General features: G+C 54.8%; 12 protein-coding genes and 1 tRNA gene. 8 read left to right on the forward strand and 5 right to left on the reverse strand.

All coding sequences use genetic code 11. The features are described from left to right. Positions 1–58: 58 nt before the first annotated feature. The 3 genes from C5Y83_RS17720 to queC all read right to left on the reverse strand — a co-directional run bounded on the left by C5Y83_RS17720 (position 59) and on the right by queC (position 2,273). Positions 59–331, reverse strand: coding sequence for an acyl carrier protein (locus C5Y83_RS17720; RefSeq protein ID WP_105331097.1), 273 nt, complete (start codon positions 329–331; stop codon positions 59–61). A gap of 40 nt (positions 332–371) precedes the next feature. Continuing rightward, positions 372–1,145 carry a 4'-phosphopantetheinyl transferase family protein gene (locus C5Y83_RS17725; protein ID WP_158262399.1) on the reverse strand — a complete coding sequence of 258 codons (774 nt, stop codon included), beginning with the start codon at positions 1,143–1,145 and terminating at the stop codon, positions 372–374. A gap of 468 nt (positions 1,146–1,613) precedes the next feature. After that, entirely contained in the window at positions 1,614–2,273 is a 660-nt protein-coding gene (gene queC, locus C5Y83_RS17730) for a 7-cyano-7-deazaguanine synthase QueC (protein WP_105331896.1), read from the reverse strand. 265 nt (positions 2,274–2,538) lie between these two features. Between queC and C5Y83_RS17735 the strand changes: the two genes are divergently transcribed. The 4 genes from C5Y83_RS17735 (at position 2,539) to C5Y83_RS17750 (ending at position 9,309) form a co-directional block, all read left to right on the forward strand. Then, positions 2,539–3,948, forward strand: a complete 1,410-nt coding sequence (locus tag C5Y83_RS17735) for a c-type cytochrome domain-containing protein (RefSeq protein WP_233207271.1) — start codon at positions 2,539–2,541, stop codon at positions 3,946–3,948. 43 nt (positions 3,949–3,991) lie between these two features. Beyond that, a complete protein-coding gene (locus tag C5Y83_RS17740; RefSeq protein WP_105331099.1) occupies positions 3,992–7,291 on the forward strand; it encodes a DUF1549 and DUF1553 domain-containing protein in 3,300 nt (1,099 codons plus the stop codon). A 159-nt stretch (positions 7,292–7,450) separates the two neighbouring features. Next, positions 7,451–8,338, forward strand: a complete 888-nt coding sequence (locus tag C5Y83_RS17745; protein WP_105331100.1) for an ABC transporter ATP-binding protein — start codon at positions 7,451–7,453, stop codon at positions 8,336–8,338. Continuing rightward, entirely contained in the window at positions 8,335–9,309 is a 975-nt protein-coding gene (locus tag C5Y83_RS17750; RefSeq protein WP_105331101.1) for an ABC transporter permease subunit, read from the forward strand. The genes C5Y83_RS17745 and C5Y83_RS17750 overlap by 4 nt, the downstream gene beginning before the upstream one ends. Before the next feature lie 217 nt (positions 9,310–9,526). Here C5Y83_RS17750 and C5Y83_RS17755 read toward each other — a convergent pair. Beyond that, positions 9,527–9,599, reverse strand: a tRNA-Arg gene (locus C5Y83_RS17755). A 210-nt stretch (positions 9,600–9,809) separates the two neighbouring features. Here C5Y83_RS17755 and C5Y83_RS17760 point away from each other — a divergent pair. The 4 genes from C5Y83_RS17760 (at position 9,810) to C5Y83_RS17775 (ending at position 16,505) form a co-directional block, all read left to right on the forward strand. Continuing rightward, entirely contained in the window at positions 9,810–10,499 is a 690-nt protein-coding gene (locus tag C5Y83_RS17760; RefSeq protein WP_105331102.1) for an FHA domain-containing protein, read from the forward strand. 139 nt (positions 10,500–10,638) lie between these two features. Further along, positions 10,639–14,181 carry a DNA polymerase III subunit alpha gene (gene dnaE, locus C5Y83_RS17765; protein WP_105331103.1) on the forward strand — a complete coding sequence of 1,181 codons (3,543 nt, stop codon included), beginning with the start codon at positions 10,639–10,641 and terminating at the stop codon, positions 14,179–14,181. A gap of 303 nt (positions 14,182–14,484) precedes the next feature. Continuing rightward, a complete protein-coding gene (locus tag C5Y83_RS17770) occupies positions 14,485–15,888 on the forward strand; it encodes a DUF1598 domain-containing protein (RefSeq protein WP_105331898.1) in 1,404 nt (467 codons plus the stop codon). 185 nt (positions 15,889–16,073) lie between these two features. After that, the gene (locus tag C5Y83_RS17775) at positions 16,074–16,505 is read left to right on the forward strand and encodes a peptidylprolyl isomerase (protein WP_105331104.1); all 432 of its coding nucleotides are present in this window, start codon (positions 16,074–16,076) and stop codon (positions 16,503–16,505) included. Positions 16,506–16,582: 77 nt separating this feature from the next. Here the strand turns inward: C5Y83_RS17775 and C5Y83_RS17780 are convergent, their stop codons facing one another. Next, positions 16,583–17,971: a glycerate kinase gene (locus C5Y83_RS17780; RefSeq protein WP_105331105.1), complete on the reverse strand. Its 1,389-nt coding sequence runs from the start codon at positions 17,969–17,971 to the stop codon at positions 16,583–16,585. Positions 17,972–18,006 lie beyond the last annotated feature (35 nt).

Consider the following 18,006-nt stretch of genomic DNA (forward strand, 5'->3'; position numbering starts at 1 on the left):
ACTTCCGTCGCAGGTTATTAGGTGCAGGCAGCGACTTGGTACGCCAGCGTCCAACGCTTTATTGACCCGCTAGATAGTTCGAGAACTCTTCGATCGTGGGGTAATCGTACACGATCGTAGGATCAATCCGTTTTCCCAACCAGTTCTCCAGGTCCCCGGTCATACCGATGGCGGTGGCTGAATCTAGGGCAAAGGAATCGAAGGTCGCGCTGGGGTCGATCGAGCTAGGCTTGGCGTCCAACTCTTTGGCTAGATAATCGATAATCCAATCTTGGATTTCTTCGGCGGATTTGGTTGCGTCGCCGGAGGGTCCGGATTGATCGGCAGTCATTACAAACCTCGTGGCTAAGGGTAACGCTTCAGTTTACCGCTTATCCGCCGAATCGACCACTGACCCAACCGAACGTTTTGATCTCAGGCGACTCGACATGCGTCGAGCCAACAGCACCCACAAACCCTTCGCACGGTGCGAGTTCCATCAATCGAATCGCCGGCTTTTCCGGAAAGAGATTGAAATGATTTACGACCTTACGCGCTTCGGGAGCCTGTAAATCAAGGGTCAGCCGATCGAGCGGAGCTCGCAGTCCCACGCCGACTGCCTTTAAATACGCCTCTTTGTGGGTCCAGAACCGTAAGAAGTGGCGGTGACGATCTTCCTCTTGCTGATCGCAGATGTCCTTACGCTCGGCATCGGAAAGGCATCTCTGGAGCATGCTAGCGAAGCTGCGAACCTCTCGGACCTGTTCAATGTCGACGCCAACTTCGGCATCTCGCGAGACGGCGATGACCGCCAACTCGCCCGAATGGGTCAGATTGAATCGAATACCATCCGCTTGAACGGCAACAACATTCGGCTTGCCGAACTGGCCAGTCTCGTAGGCGATCTCGCTAGGTCGCACACCAACATACCGCGCCAAGATATCACGCAGGGCAGCATGATAGACCACGAACTGTTGAGCTTGAGCTTCCCGGAAAAACTTCCCAGCGCGCAGCTGCTCGGCATCGGAGAGCTGCTTGTGAAGCTGATCGACGGAATCGATACCCTCGTCGAGGGAGATTCGCCACAAGTGAAGCTCGTTTTGGGCGATTTCCAGTTGACGCGTCGGACGCGGCAGTGGAAACGGTTTCGTGGAAAGCTGAATCATGAAGGTGGGCCCGTATGGGTGTGCCGTGATCGGACATGCGCCCGTCTCTGTGGACGGAATCGGCGTTTTTCGGGTCCCAGGGCCATTGTTTTCGACCAAGCGGGAGTAATCCGAAGAATCGCAATAGCTTCGCATGCGAAGCAAATCGAACTCACGGTTGTTGGCTGGGGTAGCGTCTGCCGATAAAGCCCCGACAATCCAGCCCTAAAACGAAGGTATCCCCGAGAGGCACTGGAACACAGGATCAAATAGGCAAACTAGATCAATATTTATGCGCCGCAACCTCAGCGCCAATCCCCTAAATTAAAATCCCCCTGAAGTGACTAGGCATTCCATCTCAAGGGAGACTGATCCTTCTAGTTATCTCGATTAATTCGAAGAGGTTGCTTCTAAAACGGACCACTTTTCAGCATCTCGCATCCCCCCAAACGAACGAGACACTCTCGACATCTCGCTTTAAGATGCCAATTAGTCGGCATACTGGGTCGGATCGAGCAGGCCGTTCCCGCTGAATGCTTCCTTTCGCTCGACGCAGGCCCCGCACTTGCCGCAGTGTAGATCGAGGCCTTTGTAACAGGTCCATGTCTTCTCAAACGGAACCCCCAGATCGACTCCCCGTTTGGCAATCTGTCCTTTGTCCAAATGGACGAAGGGACGCCACAATTCGATGGGATTCCAGTCGCAAAGCCGCGCGGCCTGGTCCATTGCCTCGGCAAATTCAGGGCGACAATCTGGGTAAATCGCATGATCGCCGCTGTGGGCTCCATAAGCGACGGCATTGAACTTATTGGCCGCTGCCGACGCAATCGCAACCGATAGAAGCAGCATGTTACGGTTCGGGACAACCGTTTGCTTCATACTTTCTTCCGCATAATGCCCTTCAGGAACTTCCATGTCGCGGCCAGATAAGCTGTTATTGCCGAAGATCGGATTGATCGCAGAAAGATCGGCAACCTGGTGCGGAACGTTCACTCCTTCACACAGTTGACGGGCATAATCCAACTCTTTCACATGGCGCTGCCCATAGTCGACCGAAATGGCCCGAGTTTCGTGACCTTCCGCCAGAATGTAATAAAGGAGCGTGGCCGAATCCATTCCGCCAGAAACTACGACCACAACCTTTGCCATGCGAATTCCTTCCATCAATTCCAGAAGCGAGTGAATAGTCCCCAGTCTAGCGCTTCGTCTGACAGCTGAAAACTGCCGCTCCCGGTGGCTTTTCGGAAGCGATAGCCGAAGACAAATAAACTTGCAAATCGGGCGAACGATTCATTACACTCAAAGTTGCGAATGTGCTCCCACCTTGCGGCATCCCCCTCTCGCCAATTCAGCGAACCTTGCCGTTTGCTCCTTCCTTTTCCTATTTCTTCGATTTCCCACCCCAGGTTACCTTATGGCGGTTTCTCGTGCATTTCTGACGATGATCCTCATCGCGCCGACCCTTGCGACGGCGGAAGAACTGGCCGATACTCCCGCGAAACAGGTCAGCTACTTCCGGGATGTTCGCCCAATTGTTCAAGCCAATTGCCAAGGTTGTCATCAACCGGCGAAACGGGGCGGCGACTATTTAATGACTGATTTCCAGGGGCTTCTAGCCAGTGGCGAGTCTGGAACAGCGGCGGTTGTGGCCGGCAATCCGGCGGAAAGCTATCTAGTCGAATTGATCACTCCGGTCGATGGCAAGTCGGAAATGCCGAAAGGGAAAGCGCCGCTGTCCGAGACCGATCGGCAAACGATCGTGCAGTGGATCGAACAGGGCGCGAAAGACGATACGCCGGAATCCGCCAAGGCGCAGTACGACGCCGAGCATCCTCCGACCTATGTTCGCCCGCCTGTACTGACCAGCGTCGCATTCTCGCCGGATGGAGCAACGCTGGCGGTTAGCGGCTATCACGAAGTGGTCCTTCAGAAAGCCGACGGTAGTGGCGAGTTCGGCCGTTTGGTCGGCATGTCCGAGCGGATCGAATCCATCGCGTTCTCACCCGACGGAAGTCAACTTGCGGTCGCTGGCGGTTCGCCAGGCCGGCTGGGTGAGCTGCAAATGTGGGACGTGACGGATAGGAAGTTGGCCTATTCGATTCCTGTTTCCTATGACAACGTCTATGGTGTCAGTTGGTCTCCGGACGGCAAATTCGTTGCGATCGGCTGTGGCGATAACTCAGTCCGCGGTTACGAGGCCGCAACCGGTAAACAGGTATTCTTTAACGGTGCACATGGAGATTGGGCGCTCGATACGGTCTTCTCGAAGGATGGATCCCACCTGGTTTCGGTCAGCCGTGATATGGCAGTAAAGCTCTACGAAGTGAAGACACAGCGATTCGTTGACAACGTCACTAGCATCACGCCAGGCGCACTTAAAGGGGGCATCAACGCAGTTGCTCGCTTCCCGGGGGAAGACCAGGTCCTGATTGGCGGAGCAGACGGGACGCCGAAGATTTACCGCCTGTTCCGCGAGAAGGCCCGTAAGATCGGCGACGACTTCAACAAGATCAAAGACTTCCCCGAGATGCCTGGCCGCATCTACGACGTCGCGTTTACTTCCGACGCCAAGAAGGCCGTGGCTTGCAGCAGCTTAGATGGCGATGGTTTCGTCCATGTGTTCGACGTCGAAAGCGGCAAGAAGTTGCTTGAACTTGAAGGTCCGCTGCATGCGATTTATTCGATCAGCGTTTCTCCTGACAACAAGCGAATTGCCTCCGTTGGCTTCGACGGCAAGATCGTTCTACATGATTTGGAATCGGGAAAGCAGTTAAAGCAGTTCGCAGCCGTCCCCATTTCACCACAGACCGCATCGACCAAATAACTTACTGCCTGACGGCGTTTTGCCTGATTAGGATTCGAGAAGCATGTTTCAAAAAGCCCTCCTCACCGGTCTGTTTCTGGTTGGTTTCGCCCTACCTGCCTTCGCGGAAGAATCGACCAATCGCATTCCCGCTGGCAAGTCGATCGAGAAAGTAACCGCCTTTCCGGAGAAGCTGAGTTTGGAAGGTCCGTTCGCCTATGCCCAGGTGTTAATCACAGCTCACCTGGAAAGTGGCGAACAGGTCGATCTGACGCGTCTGGCGAAACGAGTTGACACTTCCGGTGCGGTCGAAGTGAGCGAAAGCGGACTTGTCTCGCCGCTGATGGACGCCAGTGGCGAGTTGGTATTCGAGGCGGCGGGACAGGAAGTCAAGATTCCTTACGAGGTGAAGGATTCCCACGCCGACTATCAAGCCGACTTCGTTCGGGATGTCACCCCAGCGATGAGCAAGATGGGTTGCAACCAAGGAACCTGTCACGGGGCGAAGGATGGCAAGAACGGTTTCAAGCTGTCACTACGTGGTTACGATCCGCTGTACGATCACCGTGCCCTGGTCGACGACGTCGCTGGACGCCGCTTCAACCGAGCCGTGCCCGAGCAAAGCTTGATGCTACTGAAAACAACCGGTGTGGTTCCGCATGTTGGCGGTCAACTCACCAAGCCAGGCGAGCGACACTACGAAATCCTCGAGAATTGGATCGCCGGGGGTGTGCAGCTGAAACTTGATTCACCGAAAGTCGCCAAGATCGATCTCTACCCACAAAACCCAACCGTCCCGCTGCCCGGCATGACGCAGCAGTTTGCCGTCTATGCGACGCTGACCGATGGGAAAGTGATTGATGTGACCGCTGATTCGTTCATCAGCAGCGGAGATATCGAAGTTGCCACCGCCGATGAACGAGGCGTACTGAAACTGCTTCGACGTGGCGAAGCTCCCGTGCTCGCTCGCTTCGACGGAGCTTACGATGCGACGACCGTTACCGTGATGGGCGACCGTACTGGCTTCGAGTGGACCGAGCAGCCCGAGAATAACTACATCGACGAATTGGTAGATCAAAAGCTGCAGCGTGTGAAAGTGCAATCGTCCGGGCTCTGTACCGACGATCAATTCGTCCGCCGGCTCTATCTTGACCTGACCGGTCTTCCACCGACTGCCGACCAGGTTCGCACTTTCCTAGAAGACTCACGCCCATCGAAAGAAAAGCGAGATGCGTTAATCGACCAACTGCTTGGCAGTGGGCCGTATGTCGAGTACTGGACCAACAAGTGGTGTGATCTGCTCCAGGTCAATCAGAAATACTTAGGCGATCCTGGCGTGCATGCCTTGCGAAACTGGGTAAAAAATGCGGTCGCCTCGAACATGCCGTACGACCAAATGGTATACGAAATCTTGACCGCTTCCGGCTCCACACTCGATCACCCGGCTAGTGCTTACTACAAGATCTTGCGAACGCCGGAAGACACGATGGAGAATACGACGCAGCTATTCCTGGCGGTTCGCTTTAACTGCAACAAGTGCCACGATCATCCATTCGAGCGCTGGACGCAGAGTCAGTACTACCACATGTCGGCCTTCTTCGCTCAAATCGGCCGCAAGGAAGACAAGCGTTTCGCGGGTCAGCGTATTGGGGGCTCGGCCGTGGAAGGTGCTACGCCGCTTGTCGAGGTGATTTACGATACCGGCAGCGGGGAAGTGAAGCACCAATTGACCGGCAAAATCTCAGAACCGGAGTTCCCTTATCAACAAGACTTAGCCGAAGACAAGGGTTCGCGGCGTGAAGAACTGGCCGACTGGATCACCGACCCGAACAACCAATACTTCGCCTCGAGCTACGTGAATCGCATGTGGGGTTATTTGCTAGGCCGTGGCATCATCGAGCCAATCGATGATATCCGAGCCGGCAATCCGCCAACCAACCCAGAACTGCTAGATGCGTTGACGAAAAGCTTTGTCGAAAGTGGTTTCGACACACGTCACATTATGCGCGAGATCTGCCGTTCGCGCGTCTACCAGCAATCGATCAAGACGAATCAGTGGAACGAAGACGATGGCATCAACTTCTCGCACGCAATTCCACGGCGATTGCCTGCGGAGGTCTTGTTTGATTCGATTCATCAGGTTACCGGCAGCATGTACAACTTGCCGCAACTTCCTTCCGGCTTCCGGGCGGCTCAGCTGCCAGGTTCGGACGTGAGCATTCCCTTTTTGGACGACTTCGGTCGACCGGCTCGCGAAAGCTCGTGCGAGTGCGAACGAGCGACCGGCGTGATGCTTGGCCCCGTGATGAAGCTTGTCAATGGACCGGTCATCAACAACGCGATCTCGGATAGCAATAACGCGCTGTCAAAACTCTCGAAAGAGATCCCCGACGATAGCAAGTTAATCGACGAGGTCTTCCTCCGCTTCCTGGGTCGTCATCCGAGTGACGAAGAAACCAAGCTCGGAATCGATCTGTTAAACCAGCCGACGCCTGATCTGGCGATGGCGGAAACGGCACTGAAGAACTATCGCGATGAACTCCTGGCCAAGATGCCGCAATGGGAAGCGTCGTTGAGCCGGGTCGCCAGTTGGACAACCATGAAGATGGCCTCTGGCAGTTCACGTGAAGGGGCAACGTTTACTTCGCGCGACGACCAGGCAGTGTTAGTCTCAGGGCCGCTCAACAAAGATCTTTATGAAGTCGTTTTCGATCTCCCGGAAGGTCCGCTCACGGGGCTTCGCTTGGAAGTACTTCCAGATGACAGCCTACCTTCCAAGGGACCTGGCCGTGCTCCGAACGGCAACTTCGTGATCAACGAGCTCACGGCCGAGATTCGCCTGGCCGACGGCAAACCAAGCGAGAAGGTATCGTTCGGCAGGTCCGAAGCAACGTTCTCGCAAGCTGGCTGGGATGTAAGTGGCGCAGTCGACGGCAACCTTGGCAGTGGCTGGGCTGTTAGTCCCCGCTTTGGTGAAAAGCACACCGCACTTTTTGAGGTGGATGGAGACGTTTCCGTACCAGCTGGCGCCAAGTTGGTCGTGCGAATGGATCAGCAGTTCCAAGATAGCAAACATATTTTGGGCTGTTTCCGTCTGTCAGCGACCGCGAGCGAGCGTCCGGTACAACTGGAAAGCAACGTCCCGGCCGATATCCGTGCAATCGTCAGCAAACCTGCCGACCAGCGGACCGACATCGAGAAAGAAAAGCTGTTGACGCTTTATCTTTCCAAGGACAAAACGCTGAAGGACCTAGAGGCGAAACAAAAGCAAGCAGCAATGCTCGACTCGAATCGCCGCCTAGCCGGCCTGCAAGATCTGGCTTGGGCCCTGATTAATAGCCCGGCCTTCTTGTTCAATCGGTAACCGAAGCAGCAAATCGTGCCCTGCGTTCCACTCACAGGAAGGGGCCATGGTCGAACACCTCTATCAGTGGGCTCGACCGTCTGCCAAAATCAGCGCGTTAAAAGTAGGAAACCTTTTGCGGTTCCGTGCGGTACTAACTGACATAGAATTGACCGCTCCATGCTAATAACGCACGATTTAACGAAGAAATATGGCAAATTCCTGGCCCTCGATCATGCCAATATCGAGATTGCCGAGGGAGAATGTTGCGGCGTTCTTGGGCCGAATGGGGCAGGGAAGTCAACTCTTTTCCGACTTCTGATGGGTTTTCTGAGTCCCAGCCACGGTACGGCAACCATCGGCGGGAGAGACTGCCAGCACGACAAGGTCGGTGTGCACAGCCTCGTCTCGTATTTGCCTGGCGACGTTCGCCTTTTCGACGAAATGAAGGGACGCGATGTCCTGGAATTCTTTGCCGACATCCATCCTCGTGGCAACCGCGATCGCTCGTACGCAACGGCCAAGCGACTGGATCTCGATATTAGTCGACGCGTGGGCTACATGAGTACCGGGATGCGGCAGAAACTGGGACTCTCGATTGCGCTCTCGACAGACGCGCCAATGCTGATCATGGACGAGCCAACCACCAGCTTAGATCCCAACGTGCGGGCCGAAGTGATTCGGATGATCGGTGAAGCCCACAAATCTGGACGTACCGTCGTGATTTGCTCGCACGTGCTCTCCGAGATCGAAGACATCTGCAACCGTGCGATTATTATGCGGCAAGGCAACGTGGTACACGACCAGAATCTGCATGATTTGGCCCGGCGGCATGCCGTCAGCTTTGAGTTCGATAAACCATTACCGAGTATTCCGGAGTCGCTGCGTGATCGGATCGCCGGCATTCGTCAATCGGAATCGCAAGTGACTGTGGAAACCGAAGGGGACCTCCGCGACGTGATGGGTTGGCTCGCGCAACTTCCTTTAACCAATCTCAAAGCCCAACGATTAGGCCTTCGCGAAGTGTACGATCGATATCATGCTCCAGAAAGCGAGCGTGCCGCATGACGCTGGCAATGCTACGACAAGTTTGGCGAGAATCGCGACTATTGATGCTCGGCTGCTCGATCGTGCTATTCATCTTTTGCTGGATCCGAGTCTGGCTGGTGGGGAGAATCGACATGAGCCGTTTTCAGGGAATCCTGGAAATTTTACGGCCAGAGTTCGAGAATTTTTCGCCCGTCGACTTTGAGCAAGCCCTGACTTACCCAGGCCGTGTGGCATTTACGTTCACTGAGCCGATGGTCGTTTTTCTGATTGTGATTTGGGGTATCGCACGTGGCAGCGACGCGGTCAGCGGACCGCTGGGACGTGGCACAATGGAGATGATGCTCTCGCAACCAGTCAGCCGCTTTCGCTACATGATGTGTAAGAATGTCATTACGTTGATTGGTGCCATGGCGATCGCCGTGAGTGCTTGGGCTGGAATGGCCGGCAGTATCGAGACGACCACGGTTAAACGGGAAACGCAACCGATCAAAATGCAGATTCCCTTGGTGAAGATCGAAGTCGAGATACCGTTCACCAAAGATCCGAACGCGCCGGAAAGAACGCCTCTATCGGATTTCGTCGACAAAGAAGACATGCTTGCTTCGGCGTTGGATTTGATGTCACTAGGAATTTTCTTCGGCGGTTTCACCACGCTGATGTCTTCTTGGGATCAGTATCGATGGCGGACGATCGCGATTGCCACCGGGTTTCTCATCGCGCAGTTGCTCTTACGTGTGATGTCCCTTTCGGTTGAAGACATGGCATGGCTCAAGTACACAACCATCTTCTCTCTTTACGAACCGGAGGTTCTGGTCAGTTACGCTGTCCACCATCGGGGAGCGGAATGGAGTTTCTGGTTCCGCCCTACACCAGAAACCTGGAAATTGGGCGGCTTGGCCTACATCAGCATCCTGACCGGCGGTGGCCTGGCTGGCTTCGGTCTGGCGACATGGATCTTTTGTCGACGTGACCTTCCGGCCCCGGTATAAACGCGACCATTGAAGTCAGGGAGATGGCAGACCGCGCCTAAAAGACCGATGCTTTTTAGTTTCTTAGAATGGGGCCCGCGTGATGCCGTCGACCGACAACCAAGCGGATACGAATCACGCCGAATCGGACTCGCCGTCGCCATCGAGCACGACGGCCATGTTTGCGATAGAAACACAAAAAGCCACATGTAATCATGTGGCTTTTTGTGTTGCAAAGCACGGGAGGAGGGACTCGAACCCCCAACCCTTGGTTCCGAAGACCAATGCTCTATCCATTGAGCTACTCCCGCTTGCCTGTGCGGTAATTTGGTGATGATACCATTTTCGCGAATCACCGCAACTACAGGCCCAGACAGTCGGTGCACGTTGCTGGTTCGCTAGTAGCTGTTAAGATGTCCCACTTGCGCACTACTCGCGAAACGCCCCAATGTGAGGCATAATACGGTCGGCAGCCAGTTGCCGCGAACCCCATCGCTTCCCGAGCAGAACTCCTCAAGTCTATGGCTAGCATCACGTTGCGGATTATTGACGGCGCCGATCGGGGAGCAGTCTACGAGGGGCTAGAAACACCCGTTTCTATCGGTCGCGAAGAGGGTAACACGCTACAGCTGAAGGACGACCGAGTCAGTCGCTTCCATCTAAAGATTCAGGAAGATCACAACAAGATCGTTCTAACCGATCTGGAAAGCACCAACGGAACTCGTGTTAACGGCGAAGATGTCCACCTAAGAATCTTGCGCCACGGCGACATGATTCAGGTTGGCCGCTCGGTCATTATTTACGGCTCGGAAAAACAAATCGCGGTGCGTTTGGCCGCACTTCGTAAGCAACAGGAAGCCCAGAACGGCGACCTTCCAGACGACGATCGCACCTCTGGCCCAGGCGAATCGGTCGAGGCGGAGTCGTCACTCGAATTCGAGCTGAACTGGAACGCTCAGCAAGATGATCTGCAAGCGGCCATTTATTCGTTGCAACCGCCGGAACTCCCGGAACGGCTTAGCCCCGCCCAAGCCGCACAGCTTGCCGAATTGATGGACTACATCCATATTCGCATCCGGCACTTGCTAGTTAGTGTGGAAGTGAACGAGCGGACGGAGAACGTGGTGCTGGAAATGCGCGAGTGGCAAAGTTTGCTCGACCTTCAAGCGCGACTAGCCGTTCTACTACGTAGCATTGGCGAGCCAGAGTAAACTTCATCCTTATAGCCGAACGTGACTTACGTCTTTCGGTTTTCATTCTTCGTCAACGTGATAGAATCGTGGCGTTGATGATTCTTCTCGCTGCGGCAAATCTAAGAAGCCGCGGCCCAGTCCAGGGAGCGGAGCCTGAATGAGCCAGTCGTTCGTCCATTTGCATTGCCATTCGCATTACAGCCTTCTGGACGGAGCGGGGCCAATCCCCAAACTGGTCACGCGTGCCAAAGAGCACGGAATGAACGCCCTGGCCCTGACCGATCACGGAAATCTGCATGGGGCCTTGCAGTTCTACAACACCTGCAAAGCGAATGAAATCAACCCGATCATTGGGTACGAGGCCTACATCGCCCCCGGAAGTCGCCTGGAGAAATCAGGCGGCATGCGCGGGTCGAATTATCACCTGACGCTACTCGCACAGAACAAGATCGGCTTCAAAAACCTGATCAAGTTGGCCTCAGCGGCTTACCTGGAAGGTTTCTATTTCAAGCCGCGGATCGATAAGGAATTGCTGGAGAAATACAACGAGGGCATCATTTGCCTGAGTGGTTGCGTTTCCAGCGAATTCTCGAAGATCGTGATGCGCGGTACCGATACCGCGGAAGTTATCAAAGAAGCGAGTGATACGGCCGGCTGGTTTCGGAAGCTGTTCGGCGAACGGTATTTCGTCGAGATCATGAACAACGGCCTCGACATCCAGAAGATGCAACTGGACGGTGCCGTCGATGTTGCCAACAAGCTGGGCTTGCCATTGGTTGCCACCAGCGACACGCACTATGTCGACCAAAGCGATGCCGAGGCACAAGATATTCTGCTGTGCGTGAACACGGGTAAATTCCGGACTGACGCCTCACGGATGAAGATGGAGAACGACCAGTTCTACCTCCGTAGTCCGGACGATATGTACGCCAGTTTCCCTGGGCTGGAAGATGCTTGCTCACGCAGCCAGGAAATTGCCAACACGGTCGATATCGATTTGGAACTGGGCAAGCGTCATTTCCCGTCGTTTAAGATCCCTGGCGAGAAGACGGCCGACGAATATCTCCGCGAGCTGTGTATACAAGGGCTGAAAGAACGCTACGAGGGGAACGACGAGATGTTGCTTCCCAACGGCGAGCTAAGCGAGGTCGTGATGGCCCGCTTGGACCGCGAACTCGGCGTGATCAGCCGACTTGGCTTTCCGAACTACTTCCTCATCGTGTGGGATTTCGTGGTGGAAGCCCGGAAGCAGAACATTCCGGCCACGGCTCGTGGTAGCGGTGTGGGCGCGATTGTCTGTTACGCGCTTTACATGAGCCACGTATGCCCGATTAAGTATGACTTGCTGTTCGAGCGATTCCTTGATGAAAATCGCTTGGAAGCCCCTGATATCGATATCGACTTCGATAAAGAACGTCGGGGCATGGTCATCAAATATGTGAAGGATAAGTACGGCGAAGCGAACGTTGCCCAGATTGGTACGTTCGGTACGCTGGCGGCCCGGGCCGCGATTAAAGACGTCGGCCGTGCGATGGGCTTGCCGCTGGATATGGTCAACGAAGTGACCGGCATGGTGCCTGATCAGCTTGGCATCAAGCTGAAAGCGGCACTCGAGCAGAGCGAAGAAATGCAGGCCGCGTACAACGCGAACCCTGACATTCGCGAACTGCTTAACCTGGCGATGAAGATCGAAGGGCTTGCTCGTAACGTCGGGACGCACGCTGCGGCGGTGGTGATCGCCGACGAACCGCTGACCGAATACGTTCCGCTATGCCGCGTTTCGGGCAAAGAAGACATCATCACCCAATGGTCGATGAACGACGTCGAAGCGGCCGGCCTTTTGAAGATGGACTTCCTCGGCCTGCGTAACTTGACGATCCTGCGAAATGCGATCGATCTGATCAAGAAGGTGCGCGGCGAAGACCTCGACATTCTACGACTTCCGCTAGACGACAAAGCCAGCTTTGATTTGCTACGACGTGGCGAAACGAAGGGCGTGTTCCAGTTGGAAAGTGGTGGTATTCGTGATTTGCTCAAGCGAATGAAGCCGGACAGCTTCTTAGATATCATCGCGACGAATGCTCTTTATCGACCTGGTCCGCTGGAAGGCGGGATGGTCGACGACTACATCGAGGTGAAGCACGGTCGGAAGGAAGCCGTGTACAAACACCAGGTGCTGAAAGACGTTCTGGAAGAGACCAACGGTGTGATGGTCTACCAGGAACAGGTGATGCGGATTCTGAACCGCCTAGGCGGTATTCCGCTCGCAAAAGCGTACACCTGTATCAAAGCGATTAGTAAAAAGAAAGAATCGATCATCCAGGCCAACCGGGAACAGTTCCTGATTGGTGCCCAGGAGAAAGGTCTGTCGAAGCAGGAAGCGACTGACTTCTGGGACATGATTGTTAAATTCGCGGGATACGGCTTTAACAAAAGCCACTCGACCGCTTACGCTTTGGTCGCCTATCAAACGGCCTATCTCAAAGCGCACTATCCGATCGAATTCATGGCCGCGCTCCTTTCTGGTGACATCTCAGGGCGTAACTTCAAAACGAAGGATTCCCTGGTCGAGCACATGGAAGACGCCGAGCGGATGAACATCGAAGTTGCTCCGCCTGATGTGAACAACTCGGACGAAGAATTCACCGTTAAAGATGGTAAAATCGTGTTCGCGCTCAGCGCCATCAAGGGCTGCGGTGGCGGCGCTGCCGAAGCAATTGTAGCGGCTCGCGAAAAAGATGGTCCCTTCACCGATATCTACGACTTCTGCGAACGAGTCGATCATTCGCAATGCAGCAAGGCGGCCATCGAAACGCTGATCAAAGCAGGGGCGTTCGACAACATGGGTGGAACGCGTGCCCAGTACGCGGCAGCCCTCGACAAGGCTATCCAGTCAGGCGCATCCGCTCTGGCCGATCGGAAGTCTGGTCAAAAGAACCTGTTTGCCGCAGTCGAAGACACTGCCGAAGCTGCAAAGTCGGTCGTCCTGCCTGACGTTCAACCCTGGCCAGACAAGGAGAAGCTGGGCTACGAGAAGGAGTGCCTTGGTTTCTATTGGTCGAGCCACCCGCTGGCTGAATACTCACGTAAGTTCGAGATGTGCTGTTCGCACCGTACTTCGAATCTCGCCGGCGTGAAAGACAAGACCGAAGTCACACTGGGTGGCATGGTCTCGTCGATTAAGCTGGCACACACGCGGAAAGCTCGCCCCGGCAGCACACATACCAAATACGCCAACTTCGACTTGGAAGACGTCGACGGCGGCATCCGCTGCATCATGTGGCCAGAGGACTTCGCCAAGATGGGCGAGCAACTGCGTCCTGATGGGGTGTATATCGTCTCCGGGCGTCTTGATCGAAGGGGCAACGATGACGAAGCCAACTTGATCGTCAACGAGCTGATTCCGATTGAAGATGTCGAAACTCGGTATGCCCGTGGTGTGATGGTCCGGGTCGACGAGAAAACCCATGGCGAAAGCACCCTGGGCACCCTGGTCGAGATTGTCCGGGGTTATCCTGGAAATTGCGAATTGCGGCTGATGCTGGTCCTGGGAGACGGTCGTCAAGTTGCCTTGCGAAGTAAGAAGGGGGTCGACCTATCGCCGGAAATGAGAAACCGCGTCGACGAGCTTCTCGGGGAAGGAAATTTTGAGTTGCTTCTCAGACGCCCCGCGAACGGCGGGGTGAGAAACTCGGCATAGCGATCGCTAACCAATGGAATAATCGACACTTACATCAATTATTCCGGTTATGCATGGACCGTACTAGTCGTCGGCCAGCGAATCGATCCTCTTTTCGCTATTTGCTTGCCTTTCCTATTCCCTCAAATTAAGATCACTAGTATCCCTTGCCCAATTCTGGGTCAATTCAGGGACAGTATGCCTTGATCATGCCATAATTTGGATTGTGACAATTGAGTTTGTCACTCGTGTGAAATGGCCTGCTTGGACGAACGTCCACCAATCTTCCCCCTTTTCGAGCTCGACTGCATCCAGGGATCTATTATGGATTTGCGACTTTTGAAGCTGTTCTCGGCGCTCTCGGTCGCCATGGTGTTGCTCTGTGGAAACAACGCCTTTGCCCAGACCACGAATAACAATAATACAACCAACATCAACAACGTGGCTTCCGGTGTTTACGTTGACCCGCAAGGCGTGTTGAAGATGCGTCGGGCCAACGATCCGACGGGTCAGCTGATGCGTCAACGCGTTCAGCAGGCGACGGCAGTTCTGGCTCCGGAACTGAATCGCCCGAGCAAGCTTCGTAAGATCTCGCTCAACCGTCTCGAAAAGGCTGCCGCCGAAGCTGCTGCCAAGGGTGGCGGACTTCCAGAAGAAATGAAGAACCTCGCCGGTCTTACCGAGATCCGCTACGTTTTCTACTACCCTGAAACCAAAGACATCGTGATCGCCGGTATGGCGGAAGGGTTCGTGAAGGACCTCAACGGAGTCAACGTTGGTACTTACACCGGCAAGGCGACCCTGCAGCTTGAAGACCTGATCGTTGCCCTGCGTGCTTATGGTCCTTATACCAAGGGCGCTGGTCACGTCAGCGTTTCGATCGATCCAACCAAAGAAGGTTTGGAACGTTTGAACAAAGTGATTGCTTCGATCCCGCAGACGAGTGTCCGTCCTGGCGACACTGCGACCATCGTCAACGCGATGAAGAATGCCCTGGGCATGCAGAACGTTTCCGTCCGAGGCATTTCGCCAAACACGCACTTCGCACGCGTGATGGTGGAAGCAGATTACCGGATGAAGCTGATCGGGATTGGCCTGGAACAACCACCAGTCAATATTCCTAGCTACGTCGAGAAGGCCCGCCCAGGTTCGATCGCAGCCAATGCGATGCAGCGATGGTGGTTCGTGCCAAACTACGACTGTGTGATGGTTTCTGAGGATGGTCTGGCGATGCAGTTGCAGGGCGAAGGTGTTCAGTTGGTCGGCGAAAGCGAAGTCGTTACCAACCAAGGTGGTCGCCAGAGGACGAATGCTCAAGATCGCTCTAGCTATATCTTCACCAGCACGTTCACCAAGAAATATCCTGAGCTCGCCGAACGAGAAGCCGTTTATGGTCAGCTGCGTGACCTGATCGACATGATGATCTGTGCCGCTTACATCCAGGAACAAGACTACTACCAACAAAGTGGTTTCGACCTTGGTATCTTCGCTGATGAAGATGGCTACCCAGTCGAAACGGGCAATGCCCCGCAAACCGTGGAAACGGCTGTCAACGCAATCTGGAAGGGCAATCGCCTGCTAACTCCGATCGGTGGCGGTGTCGACATCCAAGCCAAGCTTGCCCTCACCCCAGACAACGTCCAAACGGATGAAAAGGGTGAACTGACCGAAACCCAGAAGGGCATCTCGCTCAACAATCTGGCCCCAGGTCAGTGGTGGTGGGACTAACGTTCTGCTCGCCGAGCAAACCCAATCGAACAGCGCCGAGTCCACAAAACTCGGCGTTTTTCGTTTCTTGGCCTTCCCATCAGATGGCTACCTGGTCGACGTCCGGTTATCGAGATGCCGCTGGGATCTTATAATGATGGGCAATCATCACAACGCACCCCCACAAGGTAACCAAGGGAATCTCGATGAAAACCGCCACGATCCAGACCAACAAGGGCACCATCAAGCTGGAACTGTTCGACGAAAAAGTCCCCAAGACGGTCGCGAACTTCGAGAAGCTGGCCGGCGAAGGCTTCTACGATGGCCTGAAGTTTCATCGCGTGATTCCCGACTTCATGGTCCAAACTGGTTGCCCTAGTGGAACCGGCACCGGTGGCCCCGGCTACAAATTTGCCGACGAGTTCCATCCTGACTTGAAGCATGACGGACCTGGCATCCTTTCAATGGCCAATGCCGGCCCGAACACCAACGGTTCGCAGTTCTTCATCACCCATGTCGAAACCCCTTGGCTCGACAACAAGCACTCGGTCTTCGGTAAGGTTCTGGAAGGCCAGGACATTGTCGACACGATCGAGCAAGGCGACGTGATGGAAAAGGTCACCGTCAGCGAAGGCTAAGATCAAGCCACCGCAATCAATTCAGCAAGCGACCTCCCCTTATGGAGGTCGCTTGTTGCATTTGATATAACCGGAAATCACTTTGGCTGCGGTTGTACCCGATCGACCACCACCACACGGACGTCGCACACGTTGGTATGCGTTGGCCCCGTTTTGATCAACCGATCGAGCGGCTGAAAGAAGTGATAAGCATCGTTCTTATTGAGGTACGCGGCCGGATCGAGGCCGCTCGCTTGCATCGCGTGGATAGACGAGGCATCCATCCAGGCACCTGCGGCATCGGTTGGGCCATCTTCGCCATCGGTTCCTCCACTGAGAATCGCGATTCCCTCGAGGGCCCCGGCACCTTGCTGTGAGATTGCCTCGGCAGTCGCGGCGAGGACAAGTTGTTGGTTTCGTCCCCCTAGTCCGCGTTGTGAATCTTCCACTAATTTGACGACTGGTTCTCCGCCAGTGATCAAACAATCGGGGCCTGCTTCACTTTGCATCTTGTAAGCCATCTTCAACAGATGCATCCCGACGTCCTCGGCTTGTCCTTCCATGCTGGTCGCGCAGTGCATCACATGCGAATAGCCTCGCTTTTCAGCCTCCACCCCAGCGGCATCAACGGCTACGGCGTTGTTGCCAATCACGTAATTCGCCACGCTGCATGTCGTGCGTGAATCATTTCGAGGGTAACGCTCGGCCTTTTCGCTGAGTCGCTTCACGATCGAGGCAAACTTTGGATCTTGATCGGCCGCTAGTTTTTTCAGCACCGCCAAAGCATGAGCTGCCGTGGTCGAATTTGGCACGGTCGGTCCTGACGCAATCACGTCAAGCGGATCACCGAGCACATCCGAGATGATCAAACTGACCAGATTGCCCGCGCGACAGGCCATCGCCAGACCATGCCCCTTGAATCGGCTCAGCTGTTTACGAACAGTGTTCAGCTGCTCGATGTTCGCCCCAGCAGCGCTCAGAAATTTGGTGATCTCCTGCTTCTCGCTTAGGCTCACACCGTCAATCGGAGCGGGCAGCAAAGCCGATCCCCCCCCCGAAATCAAGCAAATACAAAGATCGTGCACGGTCATCGATTCGGCCATCTGCAAGATTCGCCGTGTGATCTCGACACCTTTTTGCGTGGGCGAGTTTTGGCCCGCCGGGCGTCCTGCCTGGAGTTCGATATGGGTCAACTCTTGTACGCAATCTGCCGGCACGCTCAGTAGACCGCGCACCTGCTTTTCGTCGAGCAATTTTTCTCCGAGAGCCCTCTGCAGGCCGATTGCCATGCCGGCTCCCGCTTTGCCACCACCAACGACAAAGATTCGCTTTATCGCCGGCAGATAGAATTCGGACTCGCCGACAAAAAGGGTATCATCAACCACTTCAACGGCATCGTATACCAACTCATCACTACGAACTGCACTGACGCCGGCTTGCCAAATCGCTTGGACATCCTCGGCAAGTTGCTGAGGGGTTCGCTTCATGGTGAAACTCCTTGGCAAGAGAAAAGCGAGAACGG

This window comes from Blastopirellula marina (genome assembly GCF_002967765.1).
GTDB lineage: Bacteria > Planctomycetota > Planctomycetia > Pirellulales > Pirellulaceae > Bremerella > Bremerella marina_A.